This is a genomic window from Nostoc sp. KVJ20 (assembly GCF_001712795.1).
In the GTDB taxonomy this organism is placed as follows: Bacteria; Cyanobacteriota; Cyanobacteriia; order Cyanobacteriales; family Nostocaceae; genus Nostoc.
Window position 1 is genome coordinate 103,656 of record NZ_KV757622.1, and the last position, 22,593, is coordinate 126,248.

The 22,593-nt window shown below is 40.9% G+C and carries 20 protein-coding genes; 12 read left to right on the forward strand and 8 right to left on the reverse strand.

From position 1 onward, the window contains the following. Positions 1 to 229 precede the first annotated feature (229 nt). The 5 genes from A4S05_RS16625 to A4S05_RS16645 all read left to right on the forward strand — a co-directional run bounded on the left by A4S05_RS16625 (position 230) and on the right by A4S05_RS16645 (position 5,286). On the forward strand, positions 230 to 619 hold the full coding sequence (locus A4S05_RS16625) for a hypothetical protein (RefSeq protein ID WP_069070908.1): 390 nt from the start codon (positions 230 to 232) through the stop codon (positions 617 to 619). A gap of 2 nt (positions 620 to 621) precedes the next feature. Beyond that, positions 622 to 1,005: a type II toxin-antitoxin system VapC family toxin gene (locus tag A4S05_RS16630; protein WP_069070909.1), complete on the forward strand. Its 384-nt coding sequence runs from the start codon at positions 622 to 624 to the stop codon at positions 1,003 to 1,005. 274 nt (positions 1,006 to 1,279) lie between these two features. Continuing rightward, positions 1,280 to 2,590, forward strand: a complete 1,311-nt coding sequence (locus A4S05_RS16635; RefSeq protein ID WP_069070910.1) for a M16 family metallopeptidase — start codon at positions 1,280 to 1,282, stop codon at positions 2,588 to 2,590. Between the two features lie 120 nt (positions 2,591 to 2,710). Then, a complete protein-coding gene (locus A4S05_RS16640; RefSeq protein WP_069070911.1) occupies positions 2,711 to 3,574 on the forward strand; it encodes a fructosamine kinase family protein in 864 nt (287 codons plus the stop codon). A 320-nt stretch (positions 3,575 to 3,894) separates the two neighbouring features. Continuing rightward, entirely contained in the window at positions 3,895 to 5,286 is a 1,392-nt protein-coding gene (locus tag A4S05_RS16645) for a hypothetical protein (protein ID WP_141699730.1), read from the forward strand. 414 nt (positions 5,287 to 5,700) lie between these two features. On the opposite strand, the gene A4S05_RS16650 is transcribed toward A4S05_RS16645, so the two are convergent. Beyond that, positions 5,701 to 6,228 carry a hypothetical protein gene (locus A4S05_RS16650; RefSeq protein WP_069070912.1) on the reverse strand — a complete coding sequence of 176 codons (528 nt, stop codon included), beginning with the start codon at positions 6,226 to 6,228 and terminating at the stop codon, positions 5,701 to 5,703. A gap of 36 nt (positions 6,229 to 6,264) precedes the next feature. Next, positions 6,265 to 6,873 carry a site-2 protease family protein gene (locus A4S05_RS16655; RefSeq protein WP_069070989.1) on the reverse strand — a complete coding sequence of 203 codons (609 nt, stop codon included), beginning with the start codon at positions 6,871 to 6,873 and terminating at the stop codon, positions 6,265 to 6,267. Positions 6,874 to 7,753: 880 nt separating this feature from the next. On the opposite strand from A4S05_RS16655, the gene A4S05_RS16660 reads away from it, so the two are divergent. After that, the gene (locus tag A4S05_RS16660; RefSeq protein ID WP_069070913.1) at positions 7,754 to 8,035 is read left to right on the forward strand and encodes a DUF4212 domain-containing protein; all 282 of its coding nucleotides are present in this window, start codon (positions 7,754 to 7,756) and stop codon (positions 8,033 to 8,035) included. Positions 8,036 to 8,044: 9 nt separating this feature from the next. After that, positions 8,045 to 9,700 (forward strand): sodium:solute symporter family protein, encoded by a 1,656-nt coding sequence (locus A4S05_RS16665; RefSeq protein WP_069070914.1) that lies wholly within the window; start codon positions 8,045 to 8,047, stop codon positions 9,698 to 9,700. A 149-nt stretch (positions 9,701 to 9,849) separates the two neighbouring features. Here A4S05_RS16665 and A4S05_RS16670 read toward each other — a convergent pair whose 3' ends face one another. After that, positions 9,850 to 10,692, reverse strand: coding sequence for a tetratricopeptide repeat protein (locus A4S05_RS16670; RefSeq protein WP_069070915.1), 843 nt, complete (start codon positions 10,690 to 10,692; stop codon positions 9,850 to 9,852). A gap of 352 nt (positions 10,693 to 11,044) precedes the next feature. Further along, positions 11,045 to 11,965, reverse strand: a complete 921-nt coding sequence (locus tag A4S05_RS16675) for a ribonuclease D (protein ID WP_069070916.1) — start codon at positions 11,963 to 11,965, stop codon at positions 11,045 to 11,047. Between the two features lie 467 nt (positions 11,966 to 12,432). On the opposite strand from A4S05_RS16675, the gene A4S05_RS16680 reads away from it, so the two are divergent. Next, positions 12,433 to 12,903 (forward strand): BON domain-containing protein, encoded by a 471-nt coding sequence (locus A4S05_RS16680; protein ID WP_069070917.1) that lies wholly within the window; start codon positions 12,433 to 12,435, stop codon positions 12,901 to 12,903. Between the two features lie 410 nt (positions 12,904 to 13,313). Here the strand turns inward: A4S05_RS16680 and A4S05_RS16685 are convergent, their stop codons facing one another. Then, on the reverse strand, positions 13,314 to 14,135 hold the full coding sequence (locus A4S05_RS16685) for a carbonic anhydrase (RefSeq protein WP_069070918.1): 822 nt from the start codon (positions 14,133 to 14,135) through the stop codon (positions 13,314 to 13,316). A gap of 476 nt (positions 14,136 to 14,611) precedes the next feature. Between A4S05_RS16685 and smc the strand changes: the two genes are divergently transcribed. Together smc and A4S05_RS16695 are read left to right on the forward strand one after the other, a co-directional pair. Next, positions 14,612 to 18,280: a chromosome segregation protein SMC gene (gene smc / locus A4S05_RS16690; RefSeq protein ID WP_069070919.1), complete on the forward strand. Its 3,669-nt coding sequence runs from the start codon at positions 14,612 to 14,614 to the stop codon at positions 18,278 to 18,280. A gap of 58 nt (positions 18,281 to 18,338) precedes the next feature. Beyond that, positions 18,339 to 19,334 (forward strand): PRC-barrel domain-containing protein, encoded by a 996-nt coding sequence (locus A4S05_RS16695; RefSeq protein WP_069070920.1) that lies wholly within the window; start codon positions 18,339 to 18,341, stop codon positions 19,332 to 19,334. 187 nt (positions 19,335 to 19,521) lie between these two features. Here A4S05_RS16695 and A4S05_RS16700 read toward each other — a convergent pair whose 3' ends face one another. Genes A4S05_RS16700 through A4S05_RS16710 form a run of 3 tightly spaced genes read right to left on the reverse strand, consistent with a single transcriptional unit; the run spans position 19,522 to position 20,322 of the window. Beyond that, complete coding sequence (locus tag A4S05_RS16700) at positions 19,522 to 19,788, reverse strand: type II toxin-antitoxin system RelE family toxin (RefSeq protein WP_069070921.1); 267 nt, start codon at positions 19,786 to 19,788, stop codon at positions 19,522 to 19,524. Next, on the reverse strand, positions 19,785 to 20,024 hold the full coding sequence (locus A4S05_RS16705; RefSeq protein ID WP_069070922.1) for a hypothetical protein: 240 nt from the start codon (positions 20,022 to 20,024) through the stop codon (positions 19,785 to 19,787). The genes A4S05_RS16700 and A4S05_RS16705 overlap by 4 nt, the downstream gene beginning before the upstream one ends. 52 nt (positions 20,025 to 20,076) lie before the next feature. Further along, complete coding sequence (locus A4S05_RS16710; RefSeq protein ID WP_069070923.1) at positions 20,077 to 20,322, reverse strand: type II toxin-antitoxin system Phd/YefM family antitoxin; 246 nt, start codon at positions 20,320 to 20,322, stop codon at positions 20,077 to 20,079. Between A4S05_RS16710 and A4S05_RS41675 the strand changes: the two genes are divergently transcribed. Beyond that, positions 20,316 to 20,474 (forward strand): hypothetical protein, encoded by a 159-nt coding sequence (locus A4S05_RS41675; protein ID WP_176727023.1) that lies wholly within the window; start codon positions 20,316 to 20,318, stop codon positions 20,472 to 20,474. The two genes, A4S05_RS16710 and A4S05_RS41675, sit on opposite strands and share 7 nt — an antisense overlap. Before the next feature lie 268 nt (positions 20,475 to 20,742). After that, positions 20,743 to 22,467: an ABC transporter ATP-binding protein gene (locus A4S05_RS16715; RefSeq protein WP_069070924.1), complete on the forward strand. Its 1,725-nt coding sequence runs from the start codon at positions 20,743 to 20,745 to the stop codon at positions 22,465 to 22,467. Positions 22,468 to 22,593: the final 126 nt, after the last annotated feature.

Here is a 22,593-nt window from a genome sequence, read left to right on the forward strand (position 1 = left end):
GAGATTTAGTTTTACAATTCTTAATATTGCTATTCATAATTTTATAGCGTGATTGATTAAACCACAATCTTCGTTAGGGGTGCATCCCATTGGTGTCAACTTAATGCTAAACTGGCGAATTCTATTCGCCCTGGCTCTAAGTTGATGACTAGACAGATTAAAATAGTGGTGGAATAGAATTTTAGTTTTTAGTCGTTAACTGTAGTTAATTTGATAACTAAGAGTATTTATGTATATTAACGAAAAAGTACGTTTAATATCATCTACACTATCTTCTTTAGCTCTTTTAGAGTTAACATTCTTGAGAGCAATAATTGATTCTATTATTACAAAAAAGGAAGACAATGTTAGAGTAAGTATTCTTTTCAGTGGCGATGAAGTCCAAGTTATTAGTTCTGGGATTAGTCAGAATAAAACAACTATTCCTCAGACTTCATTCACGACTGAATCGACTGTAGTTAATAACCCTGTAATCAGTTATACAATTAGTGAAGTAAAACAATTAACTCCTACTCAAAACTCTCCTAGACCTTTAGGTATTTGGAAAGGAAAAGTAGAAATATCAGAAGATTTTCATAAAACATCAAGTGATATTATTTCTGAATTTGGTATTGAATAATAATGGAATTGTTACTTGATACCTGTGCTGTAATATGGTCACTTGAAGATAACTCTTGTCTTTTGCCTGAAGTTCGTAAACAAATTTCAGATTCTTCAAATAAAGTAGTTGTTAGTGCTGTTAGTGTTTGGGAAATAGAAATAAAAAGAAAAAAAGGACAGTTTAAAACCCCAGATAATTTAATACAAGCCATCATTGATACTGATTTTAGTTTTTTATCAATAACAGAACACCACGCTGTTAAAGCAGCATTGTTACCTGAGCATCATAAAGACCCTTTTGATAGGCTTTTAATAGCACAAGCGATACTAGAAAAGATGATTATAATTACTTCCGATACTCAATTTATCAATTATGGAGTACCACTTTTATTTGCTACAAAATAATTAAACAGATGTAATTGTACCTAGATTGACACTTTGAATCGGCTAGTACCGCACGGCGTAAATAAGCCACCCATCTTAAACGTCTGAAACCCTTGCAAACAATTAATTACGAATTACGTTAGCGACGCAGGAGCGTCATTACAAATTACGAATTACGAATTACGAATTACGAATTACGCCTTGCGGTACTAGTCCTGAAAACTACAAAACTTCACTGAGCAGTAAGTCGCAGATAAGATAAAGAAGTAACATCGCTCCTCACACACAAGTAGCAATGACCTCAACCCTACGGAAATTTCCCCGTCTTAATGCTCCGACACTGCACAAGTTGCCCAATGGTTTGACAATCATTGCCGAGCAAATGCCAGTTGAAGCCGTAAACCTCAATTTGTGGATTAAAGTTGGCTCTGCTGTAGAACCTGATGCCATTAATGGCATGGCTCACTTTTTAGAACACATGATTTTTAAAGGAACAGAACGACTGGCTAGCGGCGAATTTGAACGTCGAATTGAAGAACGGGGTGCTGTTACTAATGCTGCTACTAGCCAAGACTATACTCATTACTATATAACCACTGCACCCAAAGATTTTGCCGAGCTTGCACCACTACAAATAGATGTAGTATCTAACGCGAGTATTCCTGATGATGCTTTTGAACGTGAGCGATTGGTAGTTTTGGAAGAAATTAGGCGTTCAGAGGATAATCCCCAGCGGCGGACATATCGGCGGGCGATGGAGACAGCCTTTGATCAGTTACCCTATCGCCGTGCAGTATTGGGGCCAGAATCGGTGATTGCCGAACTTAAACCCCAGCAGATGCGAGATTTTCATACTAATTGGTATCAACCGCAGTCAATTACTGCTGTGGCTGTGGGCAATTTACCCGTGGAAGAATTAATTGCAACTGTTGCTGAAGGATTTACAAAAGCCGCTAAAATTCCCCACTCCCCATTACCCCTTATCCCCAGAGGGGGCCCCACCTTCCCCACTCCCCACTCCCTACTCAACTCTGAATCACCATTTACAGAAATTGTCCGTCGAGAATTTATTGATGAAAGTCTGCAACAAGCAAGGCTAGTGATGGTTTGGCGGGTTCCCGGAATGACCCAGTTAGATCGCACCTATGGATTGGATGTTTTAGCAGGAATTTTGGGACACGGGCGGACATCAAGACTAGTGAGAGATTTACGGGAAGAACGAGGATTAGTTTCTTCAATTTCTGTGAGCAACATGAGCAATCAGCTGCAAGGGATATTTTATATTTCAGCTAAATGTGCAGTGGAAAATTTAGCAGTTGTAGAGGATGCGATCGCTCAACACATTGGTAAACTACAAACAGAGTTGGTAACAGAATCAGAAATTGCCCGTATACGGCGGCGAGTAGCCAACAGATTTATATTTGGTAACGAAACACCAAGCGATCGCTCCGGGTTGTATGGTTATTATCAATCTTTGGTGGGAGATTTGGAACCTGCCTTTAACTACCCAGCGATAATTCAGAGCCAAGATGCAACAGACTTGATGCAAGCAGCTAATGAGTATCTTTCCCCAGATGCTTATGGTGTGGTTTTTGTAAAGCCGTAAATTAAAAATTGGGAATAGGGCATGGGGCATTGGGCATGGGGAAGAGGAAAATAATTAATAATCAGTACCAATGCCCAGTTATTAATCCAAAATCCAAAATCTAAAATCCAAAATTGCATCATGTGGACTCAAATCGACACCCATATTAGCCAGGTGACTGGCGAAAAATTTCAGAGTCAGCAACGGCGATCGGTTGGTGGTGGGTGCATCAACCAAGGTTATGCTGTTTCCAATGGTGAGATAACCTACTTCGTCAAGCTTAACCTTGCATCCCAAATTGCGATGTTTGAAGCCGAGGCGTTGGGTTTAAAGGAAATGCTAGCAACAGCTAGTATTCGCGTTCCCAAACCAATTTGTTGGAATACTGCTGATAATTCTAGCTACATCGTCCTGGAATGGTTGGAACTTGGTAGCGGTAACAGCAACTCATGGGAAGAGATGGGGCGCAAGTTAGCGGCGATGCATAAAGCTAGCAGCAGTCAAGGTTTTGGTTGGAAAATTAACAATACCATTGGTTCCACACCCCAAATTAATACTTGGACAGCAGACTGGACGGAATTTTATATTAAACATCGTTTGGGTTATCAATTTCAATTGGCAAGGCGACGGGGAGGTAATTTTCCCCAGCAAGACAAGTTACTAGCAGCTATTCCTGAACTATTGGCAAATCATGAGGTGCAACCTTCTTTAGTACACGGCGATTTATGGGGCGGAAATGCTGGGTGTACTGCGTCGGGAGAACCTGTGATATTTGATCCAGCAACTTATTTTGCGGATAGAGAAGTTGATATCGCTATGACAGAATTGTTTGGTGGGTTCCCAGCAGCATTTTATCAGGGTTACAACGGGGTATTTCCTTTAGATTCAGGCTATGAACGCAGAAAAACGCTCTATAACCTCTATCACATCTTGAATCACTTCAATTTATTTGGTGGTGGTTACGATTCGCAAGCCAACCGGATGATTAACCAGATTTTGCGCTAAGTGGAGTCTACACAACTTAGCATTTTTATGATACAATTGTACTATAAAAATATGAACGTCTGCTGAGTATGCAACGGTAAGTACAAATTTCCCTCAGTCCGTAGTGAATAGACTCAAACAAACTTTGCGCTTCTCTACGTTTAAACTTTAACCCTCAGCTAACCGCAAATTTACGGAACTTTGTACAAAGTTTCGTAATCAAATTATTGTGTGTTTACTCTTCAATTTTACACAGTTGTAACAGCTTATTTTGTCAGAGTAATAGACTTCAGTAACCGTGGTTTTACAAGATTCTTAACCTTTATCTGTAGGTTGGTAATATGACAAAGAATCAAATTTCTCTAGTAGAACTAATCCAAATTATTGGACAATATCGCAACAATATTATTGTCAATATCAAACACCTGCAAGAACATTATCAAAGAACAGGTATCAAGCGTGTTAGAGGTGTTAGAAACGAAAATGGGGAACTGCTCCAACCTTGGTTGCGAACAGAATATATGGATAACGCTGAGTATGTCGGTATGGGCGAGTTTCAGTTTAACCGCAATACTGCTACTATCAATATGCTTGTCAAACGTAAAGTCAAACTTGCAAAATCTGAAGACAAAACTCCCACTCTTGAAGTAGCAGGGTTGCTAGTAAATGACCTCAATAGCTTTAATAATTATACGATTGTAAGTGACGGCAAAATCAACGTAAAGTCATTACGAGTCAAAATCAGCAGCAAAAAGGTCTTTGACTTACTCAAAGAGAAAGGCATTCTAGATGCGGAGAAATTCGACTTTCGGGCTGAATATACCATTCAGTTAGATAACTTGCCACTTGTCGCTGCTAATAGTAGTTACAGCAGTGTTGATGGAGTATTCAATGAACTAGCAGAAATTAAAGTTCTGACTAGTATTATTGGCGCTCACTTGAGAAAGGAGTCAGATGTATTTATCGAGACGCAGTTAGATGAATTTAAAAATCACTATTTGTCCAAGAATATTTACATCAACTTTCCTACAACTAACGAATACACTGATATCACCGAAGCTTTAGCTAATGGTACTCTTGACTCAAGATTAAGCTATAAAATCGATATTGGCAGTCAAGATATTTTGAACCTGAGTAAGTTACCTTCTGCTAATAAGTTTCTCAATAGAATGTATCGTCTTTATGACCAGGAAACTGGAGAAATTTTCATTAAACCTAGTTTTGAAATGGCATTTAATGAGAATCTCGCTGTTAGAGACAGGTTACTGTCATCACGCACCAAGATTACAAAAGTTGATGAGTTTATGAAACCAATTTTCGATGATTTTCTTGGGCTTGAGAAAAATGGCATTGTTGGAGGTATTCTTAAGAAAGTTGGTGCTGATAGCTTGGCGCAGTTGTTGCAAGATAAACAAACTGGTAAGCAAATTAGCAAAGAGGAAATGGTTGCAGCTTTAACGACGGCGAGTCATAAGCTAGAAGAATATGCGGAAAATATCTACGAAGATAAGATATCTCCATTGGTATTTTACATTGGTTCTACTGGACTGTTGCCAAAACAAATGGAAGCAAAAGCCATGACAGCTGACGAAGCTACTGCTAAATATCCAAATTTGAAATTTTCTAAAGATGAGCAAGAAGGTACTTTTTTTGCAGTTGGTGATAGTATTATCAGCATATACACCAAGACTGAATATTACAGCAAACTTATTTCTGTAGGTGTAGATAATTAGATTGGATATACTAATCTAATTTTATTTGCGAGACTGCAAATAGTATAATCCCGACTTATCAAATAAGTCGGGATTCAATACGGTTATGTTACGGTTTTTGATGAAAATTATAGTTCGCAAAGATCCGATAAATCATCACAAAGACGCGATAAATCGCCGTCTTTACAAAATACTGATTATTGTAAAGACGGCGATTCATCGCGTCTCTTGTCTTAACCGAAAAGTATTGAGTCGGGATTCTTATCTTTCACTAATAATTTAGGACTGCTATAGGACTCATATTTGATTTCTGAAAAAACTCAGTACAACTAAGAAGCCTTCTTTCCTGTTGCCTATTGTCTATTGCCTATTCCCTGCCTACGCAAATCAGTTCAGAAATCAAAGCGGATTCCTATATAGCAATTATAATTACTATTATGGTTTCCCTAAAATACAGTTAGAGCTTGGATTAATTGTAGAAGCAATGGAACTGGTAGGTGAAGACATTAAAACAATAATACTACCTATAATCTGTAAAGACAGTAGCAAGAAAATACTGTAGTAAATTATTTTTAAATCTTTATTAATGATTTGAACATAACGTTCTATAAAGGAAGAATAACCTGCTATTCCCACAGAGCCAAAGCTTCCAATAATCAATAATCTCATCAATAATTCAATAGAAGATGTAAATAGCGATCGCTCTTGATTAGGACAGGGTACAAAACTATATTTTTCAATTGTTAAATTCCCTAAAACAGAGTTAAATAGCCCTGGCTGTACAACCATTAATGGTTGACTTATTTCGTGGGGATATTTGACTAAATGGTTACTTACAGAACGATTATTATATTGATCTACAGCTAATATATTCGCCATTGATTCTTCAGATGGAATAAGCACAGCAGCAATACTCAAGGTAAGGCTAGTAGCAGCGACTACAATTTTTTTATTTATTTTCATTCAAATTTTCCTTTTTATTCGTATAAAAATTGTTGTTTACATCCCCAATCCTGACCGGATAAATAAATCAGCAATGCTACCAAGTCCTATCCCAAAACCCGGAATTATAAATAGAAGCATCATGGCAAATAATCCAAATTGGCTATATTGCAATGGTTTTAGCTGAGGAAAAATTTCACTGAAAATATGAAAGCCATCGAGTGGCGGAATTGGCAGCAGATTAAACAGAAATAACGTCAAATTAATCCGAGCCGCTAGGTAAAGAAATTCGACACTCACGAGTCCTGAAAGACTAGGTTTAAAGAAAAGTTTGAGCAGCACAACAAATAGAACTCCTAAAGCCAGATTTGACAATGGCCCTGCTGCTGATACCAAAATATTGCCTAACTTTCCAGAACGAAACTTAGATGGGTTGACGGGCATTTGTCCCCAAGCTATACCCATAAGACAGAGAAAGATGAGCGATTCTTTGCCCATGTGGACTACAGGATTCAGCGTCAGATGACCGGTTTGTTGTGGAGTATTATCTCCCTGACTCATCGCAGCCCAGCCGTGAGCAAGCTCATGCAAAGTGATGGAGAATATGACAATAACAACGATTCTGAAAAAATGAATCGGCTCTGTGATTAGTGTTTGGATAAACATATATTCTGGCTCGTGGTATGGTTGAAGCTGAAATCTGCACTTTCCGAAGACACGCATGAAAAAGTTACTCAATTTCAAAACTACAAGTTTTGAGAATTAAGTGCGATCGCAAATAAATTAGGTGTAAATTAAGTAAGCTATTTTTGTGCGACTTCCAAGACTAGTTCAAAAATCTATGGAGACGTTGGTTGTTGAGAATAAAGCGAATCAGTTGTTTGAAATCAGCGTAGGCTGGGGCGTGTTTTCAAAGTTTTAGATCCCCCCAACCCCCCGATAAATTGGGGGACTAAGAGTTTCTTAAAGTCCCCCTTTTGAAGGGGGATTTAGGGGGATCTAAAAACTTATAGGCTAAACGAGTAGTTTGAAAACACGCCCTAGCCCGTTGTAGACGCTGAGTAAGTCAGTATTTGTATCATAATTTACTATATTTTGGTAATGCCCCATATCTGTAATAACAAACTAGTTACTTTAATGTTATTAAAATAACTAAGTAAAAGTCCATAGTAATTATTCGTATATTTTATGATTCAATTCCGTTAGACTTTCTGAGTACAAATTGCTTGTATTGCAATCAAACAATCAATTTTAGTATTTAATAGCCTCGTTATCCTACTGGTTAACACGTAGTTAAAATTAAAGATTCTGTATATAAAGCTCTTATATTACTAATGAGTCATTGCATATTTCAGCTTGATTAACCAACATTTTTTAATAACTGACCAGATGGTAATTCTCAGTCAGCTATTACTTAGCAATACTTAATACACCAAAAATAAATATTGTTTACTAAATAATTTAAAAATTAATACAGTAATTAGACAGGATAATAACGGCTTATTGGTATTATTTTGATGCACAAACGCAATGATGATGAACAACAATGGATGAAGATCAGCGCCGTTCTTATTGGCGTGCTAATACTACTTTAATTCGTAATCTTTTAATTGTCTGGGCATTGGTTTCCCTAGTTTTCAGTATTTTGTTGGTTCAACCTTTGAATGCAATACGGTTTTTTGGCGTACCCTTTGGCTTTTGGATGGCACAACAAGGATCAATCTTGGTATTTGTAGCCTTGATTTTCATTTATGCCTTCCAAATGGACAAGCTAGACCGCAAATTCAATCTCGGTAAGCAAGACCAAAAATACAATCTTAAGAAGTGAGGAAAAACCGTGTCAGTTGAAATTTGGACTATTGTATTAGTTGGACTTTCCTTTGCTGCCTACATTTATATTGGTTGGCAATCACGAGTCGAAAATAGTAAAGACTTCTTTATAGCCGGTCAAGGGATACCTTCAATTGCTAATGGTGCGGCTACGGCCGCCGACTGGATGTCCGCAGCCTCCTTTATTTCAATGGCGGGGCTGATTTCTTTTTTGGGTTATGACGGTTCTATTTATTTGATGGGGTGGACGGGTGGCTATGTACTGCTGGCATTATTGCTGGCTCCCTACCTGCGGAAATTTGGTAAGTATACAGTGCCAGATTTTGTAGGCGATCGCTACTACTCTAATATCGCCCGTTTGGTGGCAGTAGTTGCAGCCATTTTCGTCTCCCTCACCTATGTTGCTGGACAAATGCGCGGTGTGGGCATTGTTTTTAGCCGCTTCTTACAAGTAGATATCAATACAGGTGTGATCATCGGTATGGTGATCGTCGGCTTTTTCTCTGTGTTGGGCGGAATGAAAGGCATTACTTGGACACAAGTGGCACAGTACTGTGTGTTGATTTTTGCTTACTTGATTCCAGCGATCGCGATCGCCTGGTTTCTCACTGGTAATCCTGTTCCTCAGCTAGCATTTACCTTCAGTGATATTGCTGACAAACTCAATAAAATTCAGGTTGACCTGGGGTTTAAGCCATATACTGAGCCATTTGTGAACAAGTCAATGCTAGATGTGCTGTTCACCACTATTGCCCTGATGGTGGGCACTGCTGGCTTGCCCCATATTATTGTCCGATTTTACACAGTTAAGAGTGTACGTGCAGCCCGCTTTTCTGCTGGTTGGGCACTATTATTTATTGCCATTCTTTATACAACCGCTCCAGCCCTCTCCATGTTTGCTCGCTACAACCTGATCGATTCCCTGCACAATCAGACAGTTGCAGAAGTGCAGCAGCTAGACTGGGCTACCAAGTGGGAAAAAACTAAACTGTTGGCTTTTGATGACATCAATAAGGATGGGCGTTTCCAGTTAACTCCAAACAAAGACACCAATGAAATCAAGATTGACCGAGATATCATTGTGCTTTCTACCCCAGAAGTAGCTAACCTCCCTCCGTGGGTGATTGGCTTGGTAGCGGCTGGTGGTTTGGCTGCTGCTTTATCTACAGCATCAGGTTTATTGCTGGTAATTTCCAGTTCCATCGCCCACGATATTTACTACCGGATCATCGATTCATCAGCCTCAGAAGAAAAACGGGTGTTTGTCGGGCGGATCATGGTAGGTTTTTCCCTTGTCCTCGCCGGATATTTTGGGGTGAATCCGCCGGGATTTGTGAGTGAGGTGGTGGCTTTTGCCTTTGGTTTAGCCGCTGCTAGTTTCTTCCCGGTGATTTTCCTGGGGATTTTCGATAAGCGCACTAATTCCGAAGGTGCGATCGCCGGCATGGTGACGGGTTTAATTTTTACGATTATTTACATTGTCGGCGTCAAGTTTGGCGGTATGCAACCCTGGTTTTTTGGGGTTTCTCCCGAAGGAATTGGAACTTTGGGGATGCTAATTAATTTCGCTGTCACCCTAGTGGTTTCGCGCCTAACGCCACCTCCTCCAGTCGAAATTCAAGCGATGGTAGAAGACCTCCGCAGCCCATTGATTGAAGAATAGGATTTTGGGCATGGGGCATTGGGCATGGGGCATTGGGCATTGGGCATCGGGCATTGGGCATAAGAGGCAGAGGGGAAAGACTTATTACTGCTACTTCTCTTCTCCTCCTCTGCTCCCCTGCCCCTCTGCTCCCCTGCTCCCCAATACCACTACTGCCCAAGTTCTTTGATGTTATTCATCACTTGTTGATATAAGTCATTATTTCCTTGATTTTGAAAAATGTTTGCTGCTTGTTCCAAGTCCTTAAGCGCTCCCTGTCTGTCTCCATTGGTGGCGCGGGCATTTCCTCGGTTATTGTAGGCAGGGGCAAAGTTAGGATTGAGGCGAATGGCTTCATTGTAATCTGCGATCGCACCCTGGGGATCTCCATTGGCAACACGGGCATTTCCTCGGTTATTGTAGGCGATCGCATATTTGGGATTAAGGAGAATCGCTTGGTCAAGATCATCTAATGCCCCTTTTTTGTCTCCATTGGTGGCGCGGGCATTCCCCCGGTTATTGTAAGCTTCGGCATAGTTGGGATTCAGGCGAATCGCTTCACTGTAATCTTTAACTGCTTCTCTGTTACCTCCTAGTGAGGCGCGGGCATTTCCCAAGTTATTGTGGGCTTCGGCGTCGTTAGGGTTGATGCGGAGTGCTTGATTGTAATCTGCGATCGCTTTTTCTTTATCTCCCAAATCAAAATAGGCTAATCCCCGACCGTTGTAAGCTGCGCCATACTGAGAATTCTGATCAATCGCCTTACCATAAGAAGCGATCGCAGCTTGCAAGTCGCCGTTTAAATGCTGATTCTTTCCCTGAAGATAGAACTGCCCACCCTTAGATGTTGTAGCTGAACGACGGCTAGGTTGACTGACTCCTATTTCTGTCACTAATACATTGTCATTCTTACTGCAAGAAACACTGCTAATTGCAGTCAAGGTAGTAAAAATAGCTATGGTAAATAAAGTATTTACCCTTGTCTGCCTTTGCCTAAATAAACGCCGTTTCATAAGTTAATATAAACTGCCATAACGCCTGAACAAAATTAGTACCAAAGTCTAGATTTTAATTCTTTAACTCAATAGTTATTTTAACTTTTGATAGACATTAAAAGTCAATTGACATATTTGCCTGATATTTAATAGTTATATTAAGGAAAAAATCTGATTCATAAAGTATAAAAATTGTCAATTTGGCTCTTTGCTATTGTCATATTTGCGCTTTTTGACAATAGATTTATCAGCAATCAACTACTGTTGCTCATGTTTTTTAGAACACTGTTGAAAAAATATATTTGAAATATTAAGATTTCTACTTTACAAGAACTCCATAAATTCTGACATTTGTAGCTAGATGAACAATTTACTCATCTTCTGTTTCACTCTCTTGAATTTTGGAAGTCAGCCGCCAAGAGGTGATTTTCTCAATATCTACAGACAATTGTTCCAGATTTTGCCCTAAATCTTTTTGGAGTTTCTGAGTTATTGTAATGGGAAAATCTAAATTAATACCTTGAGTTTGTGCTAGTCTTGCCAATTCTGTAAATGTAGCTCTGACTGTAGTCCGTTCATAACTAGTCAGCTTATAATAAGAAGTTTCAGATATATTTTGAGCTTGCATAGCTTTTTTCATACGTTCTTGCAAATGCTCAAATTCAGAATTCAACAATTTCCATTGCTGCTCAAGTTGCGAGTATCTGGTACTTAGTGATATTAAGTTTTCCGTTGCAGAGTCCGGGCTAGCTTGGGCTTGTAATCTTAACAAATTTAAGTGGATTTGAGCCAGATAAATACAATCTAAATAAGCATACTCTATCTGTTCTTCAGTCAAGGGACGTTTTCCCCAATCACTTTTTTGTTCTTGTTTGTCGATATTGTTAAAGCTACAAAGTGCAGTAGCTATGGTCTTTAGTTGGTAGTTGGGTAATGGTAAAAGATAATAGGGAATTTTTTTTGCCATTTCCAAAGTGCAGGTAATATTTTTGGCTTTCTTATTACCGAGAAGCTTTAGATCATAACTGGCGTTATGAAAAACTTTTTCAATGGCAGAATTTATCATAATTTTATCAATAAATTCTGCTATGATATTAGGCTGATCTAAGACATCTAAAAGGTAGACGCGATCGCCACTCATATCTTGAGGATTATCTAATACTTGAATCAGTGATAATCTTGGATTACGACTTTTATAGTCAGCCACTTCTGTATCTATCCACAGCATTTTAGCCTTGGTATATTCAGCGACAATCGCACTAATTTCGCTGGCGGAAGTAAGGTAGGGCATTGGCTAATATTTCCTGATATTTAGGGCATTGTAAGTAAGCCATAGTTTTCTAAAGTAACATTTTGTTGGGACTTTTGCTGCCACAGCATTCCATAAACGCTGAAGTTTTGAATTCGTCATAGACATCGCCAAATTGACTAAAATCTGATAATATCGAGTCACCACTGTGGGGTGGCATAATCTACCATTTAAATAGCTACTGGGCATCTACATTAAATTCATAGAGAGCTACAGGCTGTATATAGAGCCATCCTGGTTAGCAGCCGTTAGGAAAATTGAATTGGCATTTCTCAAAACTAGTCGCAAAATCTTAGCTTCAAGAAATCGTCCAAGGTTCAATTTTCAGTAACCTGAGCTATTGCTTAGGTACTTTTGCTAATTCACATTTAATTGTTTTTAACATCTGCTCCTCACCATGACATCACACATCAATTAATCGCTTCAACTACTCAATTCGGAGATAAATAATGAAAAAGCTAATTCCATTGCTAATTAGTGGCATTTTGGTAGTTGGTACTTTTGGCTGTGAAGAGGCTCCTAAAACTGGTTCAGAAACTCCTAGCACAACTAATCAAGCTGCTCAAGCACCAGCAACACCAGCTTCTCAGATAAATCAAACTACGGATAAAACTGCCAAAATTCCAGGAAAAGAAGCAACTCCTTTAGTAGCTAGCACAGATACTAAAGTTAAAACTGATTCTGAAAAAACAGCAGCCACAAAAGCTAAGAGCGACTTAAAAACTGAAGTTAGCGAAAAGTTGAACAAAGGCTTACCAGGTAATAAGTTACAAGTTGAAAACAAAGAGGGCGAAATTATCCTCAAAGGCACAGCCACTTCTGCTGAAGAACTCAAAAAAGCTGAAACCTTAGCTAAAGAAGTTCAAGGTGTGAAGACAGTCAAGATAGAAGCAAAAGTTGATACTGTGAAAAAGCCATAAAAGAATAACTGAAGCTTTCAGTTAGCAGCGGCATAAAAGCCAAATAGAGACTTGCATCTGTGTAAGTCTCTGTTTTTGCTATAGCTATTTTCAGGTAAATAGACCACGCGGTAGGGGCACAATGCCTTGCATTGGTGTCAACTTAAGCTAAAACCCTTTTCAAATCTCGTTTTCAGCGCTCTGGCTGGAAATGCGGCTCCTGGCGGCTCTGCCGCCAGTAAGCAAGGCGGAGCCTCAACGACGAGCATTCCCAGTCGGAGACTGGGAACGAGGCAATCTAAAAGCTATTTATAGACTTGCTTTGACGTTAAGTTGACACCAATGAATGCCTTGCGCCCCTAAAATGGGATATTTTTTTTAACTGGAAGTCCCTTAGTTATGGCTTATTTATAATTTTATCTTGTCATCTTTCAACTTCCATTATTTGAACCTCGATAAATTCGCTCCATCTGCTCTGGAGAAAGTCGTCTCATTGGAAACCATTCAAATGGAGAAACAGACTGTTTCTCATAAGGTTGAACATCATCTTGGGCATTTTGAGGGGAACGCACTACTGCATTAGTATTTGAAGCCTGACCACTGAACGACTCATCTATTTCCGAATCTGGAAGCTGAGTTTGAGGCAAAACATAAGCGTGCTTCTGGGGATCGTATGCGAAAACTTCTCCTGTTTCAATGTGATAAATCCAAGCATAAATGCTGAGTTCTCCCTGATAAAGCTTAGAGTGAATCACTGGATATGTCCGCAAATTCTCAATTTGAGTAAGAACATTTTCGGCAATCATAATCTCTAGCAGTTCTTCTTCATCGTAGTGACTGTAATGGTCTATAACTAGTCTTCTAGTTGCCTCTGCATATTTAAGCCAATCATGTACGAGCGGCATTTCATCGCTGAGATTATGTAACTTCATTAATCCTTTCATTGCACCGCAATGAGAGTGACCACAAATAATAATTTGGCGAATATCTAAAGCTTGAACAGCATATTCAATTGTCGCACCTTCACCACCATTACTTGCCCCATAGGGTGGAATGATGTTACCTGCATTGCGAATGACAAATAATTCACCAACTTGGGCTTGTGTAATTAGATTTGGATCGAGACGCGAATCAGAACAGGTAATAAATAATACTCTGGGCTTTTGACCGTGTGAAAGTTGCTCAAATAATTGTTGATGTGTCGAAAAATAGCTAGATTTAAATTCGCGCAGACCTTTAATTAATCTCTTCATTACTAAGTTCTAGAAAATTTTGTGGGTTCAGAAACAAATCACAGACAACAAATTAGGGTAGTAAAGATGACTTTCTTTCTACGTTTTTTCAATTGTAAAGATTACTATATTATAAATTAATTTGGTGCTTTTAATACCCTCTACCATTGGGGTGAGTTGCTTTTTTCACTTCCTCCCCCCTGTTACTTAGCAACTCACATTCCTGTGTGAGAATGCCTTGATCCTATTTAAAATTTTTGAATTACAAGTAATTAGTCGGACATGATATTATCTGCTCTGGGAAAATTTGATGGTCAGTTTGCGGGATCAAAATTTTTGCCATACACTTAGCGATCGCCTGCGGTAAGCCTTTTGGGTGAAGCTTGCAGACTCACTGCAACGCGTCTACTATAATTTCCAATTCTTCCCCTTACCCTCTTGCGAATTCTTAATTAGTTGATACACTTGTTCTTCATTAGCCCAGGGAACCAGCGCCTATGGTGCACATCAAGCGCGTGGAACTTACGAACTTCAAATCCTTCGGTGGCACTACTTCTGTCCCTTTGCTACCGGGGTGTACTGTCATATCTGGGCCAAATGGTTCGGGTAAATCTAATATCTTAGATGCACTGCTCTTTTGCCTGGGACTCTCCAGTTCTAAGGGAATGCGAGCCGATCGCCTCCCGGATTTGGTAAATAACACCCAAACCTCTAAGGGACGCGCTTCTATTGAGGCTAGCGTCACTGTAACGTTTGATTTGTCGGATGAAATCTCACACAAAGACGCAAAGGTGCAGAGTGAGAAAGTAGGGGAGGCAGAGGAGGCAGAGGAGGCAGGGGAAGTAGGGGAAGTAGGGGAAGCAGGGGAAGAAAATCCAAAATCCAAAATCCAAAATCCAAAATCGGCAGAGTGGAGTGTTACTCGAAGGCTACGAGTTACTCACCAAGGGACTTATACATCGAATTACTATATCAATGGTGTACCTTGCACGTTGACAGAGTTGCATGGAGAACTAAGTAATCTACGGGTTTATCCTGAAGGCTACAACGTGGTGCTGCAAGGGGATGTCACCAGCATTATCTCGATGAATGCGCGGGAACGACGGGAAATTATTGATGAATTGGCTGGGGTAGCGGCGTTCGATCGCAAAATCATTCAAGCCAAATCAACTTTAGATGAGGTGAAGGAAAAGGAAGATAGCTGTCGGATTATTGAAACGGAATTAACTGCACAGCGCGATCGCCTTTCTCAAGATCGGGCTAAAGCTGAGAGATATCAAAAACTCCGCACGGAATTTCTGGCCAAGCAATCTTGGGAAGCTGTTTTATCATGGCGATCGCTACAAGCACAACAAGAAAAATTAGTTCACGAAATTCAAACAGGCGATCGCAATTCTACTGAACTCACTACCCAACTCACAAACCTCAATTCCGAAATCGTCCAAAAAACTGCTGAACTAGAAGAACTTAATGCCCATGTCAAAGCATTGGGAGAAGAAGAACTTTTAGCGGTACAATCCACCCTCGCCACCCAAGAAGCAGAACGAAAACAACTCCAGCGTCAACTCACAGAATTACAAACAGCAACGCAGGAAACTGCCAAACGTCTAACTCAAACTCAGCAAGAAATTCAAAAACACCGCCATTCCCTAGAAGAAATTGCCGAAACCCAAATTGTAGAGACGCGATTCATCGCGTCTTCCCAACACCAAAGAAATGAAGCCCACCAAGCCTTAGAAACCTCCCGCGAAGCCGCCGCCGAAATCGCCTCAGCTTCGGAAGCATGGGTGCAGCAACAAACGGCATTCAACCGTCAAATTGAAGCTTTACTACACACCCTAGAACCGCAACGCACCGAACAAGCACAACTCCGGGAACGCAATAATCAGTTACAGCAATTAATTTCCGAGCAAACTCAGTTAATTGAACGCGACGAACCCCTGTTAGCGGAAAAACAAACTGAGTGTAATCAAGTTGAAACGGAATTTAATGCCTCTAGCGAACCCATCCAAAATTTAGCCCAAAATCTTTCAGCCACAGAACAAGAACTGCAAATTCAACAGGAAACCCAAAAGCGGTTACTTTTTGAACAACGGGAAAAACAACGCCAGTTGGATAAAATCGAGGCGCAAACACAGGCACAGCAAGAAGTTCAAGGAACCCAAGCGAGTAAAGTCATTTTACAATCGGGAATGCCTGGACTTTGTGGCTTAGTTGTGCAGTTGGGAAAGGTGGAACCCCGCCATCAACTAGCTTTGGAAATGGCTGCCGGTGGACGCTTGGGACATATCGTGGTGGAAGATGATAGTGTCGCCGCAGCGGGTATTGAACTCCTCAAACAGAAACGTGCAGGGAGGGCAACTTTTTTACCGTTGAATAAAATTCACGCCCCCAAATTTACTCAAGATGCAACGCTGCGTTTTGCTAGTGGTTTCGTTAACTATGCTGTGAACTTAGTCGATTGCGATCGCCGTTATAAAGATGTCTTCAGCTATGTTTTCGGTAATACGGTAGTTTTTTCCAGCCTTGAGGCGGCGCGGAAAAACTTAGGATTGTATCGCATCGTCACCTTAGACGGCGAATTGTTAGAAACCAGCGGTGCAATGACTGGTGGTAGCAACAGCAATCGTTCAGCCTTGCGGTTTGGTACGGGTGAAGCAGCGGAATCTGATGAAGCGATCGCTTTAAAAACTCGCTTGGTGGACATTGAACGGGTTTTAGAGCGTTGTACGGAAGCGATCGCTACTTTGTCAGCTAGAACCAAAAAACTCACCCAGGAATTAACCGAAGCGCGTCAAGCGCGGCGCGAACAGCAGTTGCAATTAGAACAGTTGCAAAAAGATATTAAGAATTTGACAGCGCAATTACAGGGGACGCGATCGCAACTCGCCCAAAACAGCCAAAAGTTAACCACTGCTCAATCTCGATTAGAAATTTTAGAGCGGGAATTACCGGGACAAGAAAATAAGTTGCAACAATTACGACACGCCTTAGCAGAGTTAGAGGCATCTCAAACTCCTAGTGAATGGCAACAAATCCAGGCAACCATTAAAATTCAAGAGCAACAATTGCAACAACGCGAAACGACGTTACGAGAAGCTGAACAAAGATTAAAAAATTTAGAAAATCAGCAACAACGTTTGCAAGAAAAAATCCAAGAAGCAGAAACACGAATCACCGAATACGAAACCCAACAAACCTCTTGTAGAGACGCGATTCATCGCGTCTTGAGCCAAATCACAACGATAGACGATCAAATCACCCAAACCCGCGCCAACCTCAGCGTTATGGAGCAAAATTTGGGAGAAGAGAAACAAAAACGCGACACAACAGAACTGGAAGTGCGATCGCATCTTTTGCGCCAACAACAATTGCAATGGGAAATCGAAAAACTCAAAGAAACCCAAGAGAAGCGGCGAGAGGAATTAATTGCACTGCAAAGCCAGTTACGGGATGTGGGAGCAGAATTGCCAAATCCACTGCCGGAAGTTCCAGATAAAGTAGATTTAGAAGAATTGCAGAAAGAATTGCGATCGCTTACTAAACGCTTACAGGCAATGGAACCTGTTAATATGCTGGCGTTGGAAGAATACGAACGCACTCAAAACCGTCTCCAAGAACTCACGCAAAAATTAGAAACACTAGAAGGGGAACGTACCGAACTACTTTTACGAATTGAAAACTTTACCACATTGCGGCAACTTGCCTTTAAAGAAGCTTTCGATGCTGTCAACGAAAACTTTCAATCAATTTTTGCCATTCTTTCCGACGGTGACGGCTTCTTGCAACTCGAAAATCCCGAAGATCCCTTTAGCAGTGGGCTAAATTTAGTCGCGCACCCCAAAGGCAAACCCGTACAGCGCCTAGCTTCCATGTCTGGGGGAGAAAAATCACTTACAGCTTTGAGCTTTATCTTTGCCCTGCAACGCTACCGTCCATCGCCCTTTTACGCCTTTGACGAAGTAGATATGTTTTTGGATGGGGCAAACGTAGAACGATTAGCTAGAATGATTAAACAACAGTCACAACAAGCGCAATTTATAGTTGTGAGTTTGCGTCGTCCGATGATAGAATCAGCCGAACGCACAATTGGCGTTACTCAAGCACGAGGAGCTTACACTCAAGTTTTGGGGATTAAGTTACAATCATCCAATACACCTGCTTGAGTTTTTGTTAATAATAGTGTATAGATAAACCGGATTCGAGATCAGGACTCGGTATAGAATGACCTCCGAACAGATAATTAGGCGTTCCGACATATTAAATACCCAGGTGATTACCCGCGACAACGGCAAGCGGCTAGGCATCATCAGTCAAGTCTGGGTTGATATTGATCAGCGAGAGGTTGTGGCTCTTGGTTTGCGAGACAGCCTGATCTCTATTTCGGGCATACCGCGCTACATGTACCTCAACAACATCAGCCAGATTGGTGATGTCATCCTAGTTGATAACGAAGATGTAATTGAAGATATCGAAGTTGAATCTCTCAGTAATCTGATTAACTGGGAAGTAATTACAGAAACAGGTGAAGTACTAGGCAAAGTTCGGGGCTTCAAGTTCGACGGCGAAACCGGGAAGCTTAACTCCATAGTTATTGCTTCTTTAGGATTGCCCCAAATTCCCGATCAATTTGTGAGTACTTATGAGTTCTCAGTAGATGAAATTGTCAGCACTGGCCCCAATCGGTTGATTGTGTTTGAGGGAGCCGAAGAACGGGTAGACCAGTTGACAGTTGGTTTACTAGAGCGCCTGGGTATCGGTAAAGCCCCCTGGGAGCGCGATGAACAAGAAGAATACGGCTATACTCCACCGCGCCAAGTTGCACCAGCTAATCAACTACCTAGCGGAGTGCCATTGCAGCCACCCAGGCAAAAAGTTCGCGCCCCCGAACCAGTAGCGCGGGAAGAAGAATGGACAGAAGACTATGTGGAAGAAGAAAGGCCACAGCGTCAGGTAATGAAGGCACGGCAGTATGAATCTATTCAATACGAAGAAGACGAGGAAGAAGATAACTGGAGTGAAGCAACGGGTAACGACAGATATCAACAACCGCAACCGCTAAAGTATGAAGCCCAGCCCTACAGCAAGCCTTATGTTGATGAATACGATGATTATGACGACGTAGAGGGCGATGCTTGGGAAGATGCGCCGAAACCTGTGAATATTCCCAAGAAAATCAAGGAAAGACAGCCAGAATACGAAGAAGAAGGCGGATATTAAGTAATTCGTAATTCGTAATTCGTAATTCGTAATTAAATTTCAAGATTAGTCTAGCTCTTTCCTTAGAAGTAAGGAGGGGGCTAATTTTTAGTCTGGATAATGGTTTTATGACTAAATTGTGTGTAATTAATTTTGTTTAAGTACTTATAGCGAAGACACTGTAGGCGATAGCTCTAATATTTTTTTGTCAACTTTCATTTTTATAAACCTTGCTACGATGTCCGACATCTATAACATTTACCAATAAAACATCATCGAAAATATCGTATATAACTCGATAATCGCCTACTCTAATTCGATATGTGTTTTCTCCACCCTGTAACTTTTTAACTCCATTGGGACGTGGTTCTATAGCCAACTCATCTATTTTGGGTTGTATGCGATCTTGTAATTCTTGAGATAATTTTTTAAACATTTTTCTAGCACCTTTGGTAAATTTAATTTCGTAAGTCACGCTACGTCCTTTTTTCTTTCATTAGCGATTTCCTTTTTAATATCGTCCCATGCGATAAGACTATTATTTTCTAGATCACTTTTAGCAGCATGATAGGCTTTTAAATCGTTTTCGTCCTCTTCATCTTCGATTTTTTCAAGTAGTGCATGAATTTCATCTAGGGTACTGTCGTAAGCTTGGTTTAGCAGTACGTTGATAGCTTTGATTAATTGTTCGCGTTCGTGTTCGGTTTTCATAATTAAGCCTCTTTAAGATTGTTAAGTTTGATTAATTTATCAATTCTATTTTTTACAATGTATGTTTTGAAAACTCAATATCATCTAAGGGTAATAATCCCTCGTCCACGTCGGCAAAGTCTTCGTCAAGTGGTTCAAGGGTGGAAAGGGTTTCCAGGAGGGATTTTTTCTTGATGGGGGAAATGATGGCGAAGGGGATACCGTTTTGGGTAATAGTGAGCGGTTCGCCTGTTTTTTGGGCTTGGTTGAGTAGGGTTTGGATGGTTTCGGGGAGATCGGAAAGGGTGATTTGTGTCATGGTGGGTTCTGGGGTTAGCGGATGGGGACTTGGCGCACATCTATTTTACCTGTGACGGCGTTGGTGATGAGGGCGGTGCGATATTCAAAACAAGATTAAATCCGGGATTCCACACCAGAACTGTCACACCACAATTAAATGGATCTATCTAGTACCTATGAACTAATTAACTCTAGGATCAACGCTAAAACAGTTTGTAACTAATTAGTGAACGTGAGTTCGACAAGTCTTATTTGTCCTCTCCCCCAGCCCCTCTCCGACGCGGAGAGGGGAGCAAAAAGCGGAATTTTTCTTGCTCCTCCCTTTCCGTTTTGGGGATGGAGAGGTTCATCGAACTCACGTTAATTAGTTAACTGTTCAGAAACTCACTAAAAACTGCTAGCGTCAAACAAAGGAAAATACTGTTGTGGACTTTCGAGCTTGAAAACCCGTTCTAATTACTTGCAACTGTTGCCTTATATCCAACTCCAGTGGCAAACCATCGCCAAGGGACTTGTTGGTATCTTGGGATACGTACTGGCGACATTAGTGTTAATCAATCTTGCCGGTAAATTGGCAACTCCCTTTGCAGAAGGTAATGTAGTAGCGATCGCTCAAATAACTGGCAGCTGTGCCTTAATCTTTCTTGTCAGAGGCTTATTTCAGTCTATACAAGATATGTACATGGCGAAAGCTTCTTTGCGAGTGGCTTTTCATCTCCGCCAGCAAGTCTACGCACATCTTCAAAAGCTAAATCTCAGCTATTTTGAAACGGCAAAAGCAGGTGATTTATCTTACCGCCTCACAGAAGATGTTGACCGTGTTGGCGAAGTTGTAAATAAAGTATTTCACGACTTTATCCCCTGCGTTTTGCAGTTGGTAGCAATTCCAATTTACATGGTTTACCTAAATTGGCAACTGACACTCGCAACAGTCATAATTGCCCCGCTGATGGGTATTTTAATCGGCTGGTTTGGTGAACGCTTGGGCAAGTATTCCTTAAAAAGTCAAAATCGCGTGTCGGGTTTATCAGCCATCCTGGCGGAAGTTTTCAACGGTATTCGTTTGGTACAAGCTTTTGCTGCCGAAAATTACGAAATCGCCCGCTTTGGCCATGAAGCAGAACGCAGTCTGAAAGCAAAATACTCAGCCGAACGCCTCAAAGCGATTCAAATTCCGATCATCGGATTTCTGGAAGCCTTAAGTGCCTTATCATTACTGATTGTGGGAGCGTGGCAAATTTCCCAAAACAACTTGACAGTGGCAAATTTTTTCAGCTATCTGGCGGCGGCGGCGCTGTTAATCGATCCCATTGGTCACACTACTAATAACTACAACGAATTTAAGCAGGGTGAAGCATCTGTTGACCGCGTTTTTGAATTGATGGCAATTCGACCGACGGTAATTGAAAAGATAAATGCGATCGCTCTCCCCCCAGTCAATGGCAAAGTAGAATATCGTCATATTTCCTTCGCCTATAAACCAGGTGAACCCGTATTAAAAGATATCAGTTTATTGGTATCGCCAGGTGAAGCGATCGCTCTTGTGGGTGCTTCTGGTGCTGGTAAAACCACATTTGTGAATCTTTTACCCCGTTTTTACGACCCAGAAGTTGGTCAAATATTCATTGACGATGTTGATATTCGGGATGTGAAGTTGCATAGTCTGCGGCGACAAATTGGGATTGTTCCTCAAGAAACCATCATGTTTTCCGGGACAATTGCCCAAAATATCGCCTTTGGACAAGATATTTTTGACATAAAAGCAGTGAAAGAGGCGGCGAAAATTGCTAATGCCCATCAATTTATTAGCCAACTGCCAGAGGGTTATAAGACTTGGGTAGGCGAACGTGGGGTAAACTTATCTGGTGGACAAAGACAAAGAATTGCGATCGCTCGTGCTGTTCTCCTCAATCCCCAAATATTGATTCTTGATGAAGCGACATCAGCATTAGATTCCGAATCAGAAGCACTGGTACAGGAAGCGCTGGAAAGATTGATGGAAAAACGGACGGTGTTTATTATTGCCCACCGTTTATCGACAGTTAGGCGGTGCGATCGTATTTTAGTTCTAGAACAAGGGCAAATTGTCGAATCGGGAACCCATGAAGAATTATTAGCTTTAGAAAATCGCTATGCGCGGTTTTATGCCCAACAGTTTAGTTAGGAGTTGGGAGAAAAAGCTACCCTTTGCGGGTACTCCTTCGGAAAGTAGAATAGACGCAAAGCGGCTATGCGATTCGTTGACATACTCACTGACCCTTCTTTCTCGGTGATTCTGGAGTAATGAGTA

What these genes read in the sequence shown, in the direction of transcription:
- A4S05_RS16625 (WP_069070908.1), top strand. Translation starts at nt 230, where the DNA reads ATGTATATTAACGAAAAAGTACGTTTAATATCATCTACACTATCTTCT.
- A4S05_RS16630 (WP_069070909.1), top strand. Translation starts at nt 622, where the DNA reads ATGGAATTGTTACTTGATACCTGTGCTGTAATATGGTCACTTGAAGAT.
- A4S05_RS16635 (WP_069070910.1), top strand. Translation starts at nt 1,280, where the DNA reads ATGACCTCAACCCTACGGAAATTTCCCCGTCTTAATGCTCCGACACTG.
- A4S05_RS16640 (WP_069070911.1), top strand. Translation starts at nt 2,711, where the DNA reads ATGTGGACTCAAATCGACACCCATATTAGCCAGGTGACTGGCGAAAAA.
- A4S05_RS16645 (WP_141699730.1), top strand. Translation starts at nt 3,895, where the DNA reads ATGACAAAGAATCAAATTTCTCTAGTAGAACTAATCCAAATTATTGGA.
- A4S05_RS16650 (WP_069070912.1), bottom strand. Translation starts at nt 6,228, where the DNA reads ATGAAAATAAATAAAAAAATTGTAGTCGCTGCTACTAGCCTTACCTTG.
- A4S05_RS16655 (WP_069070989.1), bottom strand. Translation starts at nt 6,873, where the DNA reads ATGTTTATCCAAACACTAATCACAGAGCCGATTCATTTTTTCAGAATC.
- A4S05_RS16660 (WP_069070913.1), top strand. Translation starts at nt 7,754, where the DNA reads ATGGATGAAGATCAGCGCCGTTCTTATTGGCGTGCTAATACTACTTTA.
- A4S05_RS16670 (WP_069070915.1), bottom strand. Translation starts at nt 10,692, where the DNA reads ATGAAACGGCGTTTATTTAGGCAAAGGCAGACAAGGGTAAATACTTTA.
- A4S05_RS16675 (WP_069070916.1), bottom strand. Translation starts at nt 11,965, where the DNA reads ATGCCCTACCTTACTTCCGCCAGCGAAATTAGTGCGATTGTCGCTGAA.
- A4S05_RS16680 (WP_069070917.1), top strand. Translation starts at nt 12,433, where the DNA reads ATGAAAAAGCTAATTCCATTGCTAATTAGTGGCATTTTGGTAGTTGGT.
- A4S05_RS16685 (WP_069070918.1), bottom strand. Translation starts at nt 14,135, where the DNA reads ATGAAGAGATTAATTAAAGGTCTGCGCGAATTTAAATCTAGCTATTTT.
- smc (WP_069070919.1), top strand. Translation starts at nt 14,612, where the DNA reads ATGGTGCACATCAAGCGCGTGGAACTTACGAACTTCAAATCCTTCGGT.
- A4S05_RS16695 (WP_069070920.1), top strand. Translation starts at nt 18,339, where the DNA reads ATGACCTCCGAACAGATAATTAGGCGTTCCGACATATTAAATACCCAG.
- A4S05_RS16705 (WP_069070922.1), bottom strand. Translation starts at nt 20,024, where the DNA reads ATGAAAACCGAACACGAACGCGAACAATTAATCAAAGCTATCAACGTA.
- A4S05_RS16710 (WP_069070923.1), bottom strand. Translation starts at nt 20,322, where the DNA reads ATGACACAAATCACCCTTTCCGATCTCCCCGAAACCATCCAAACCCTA.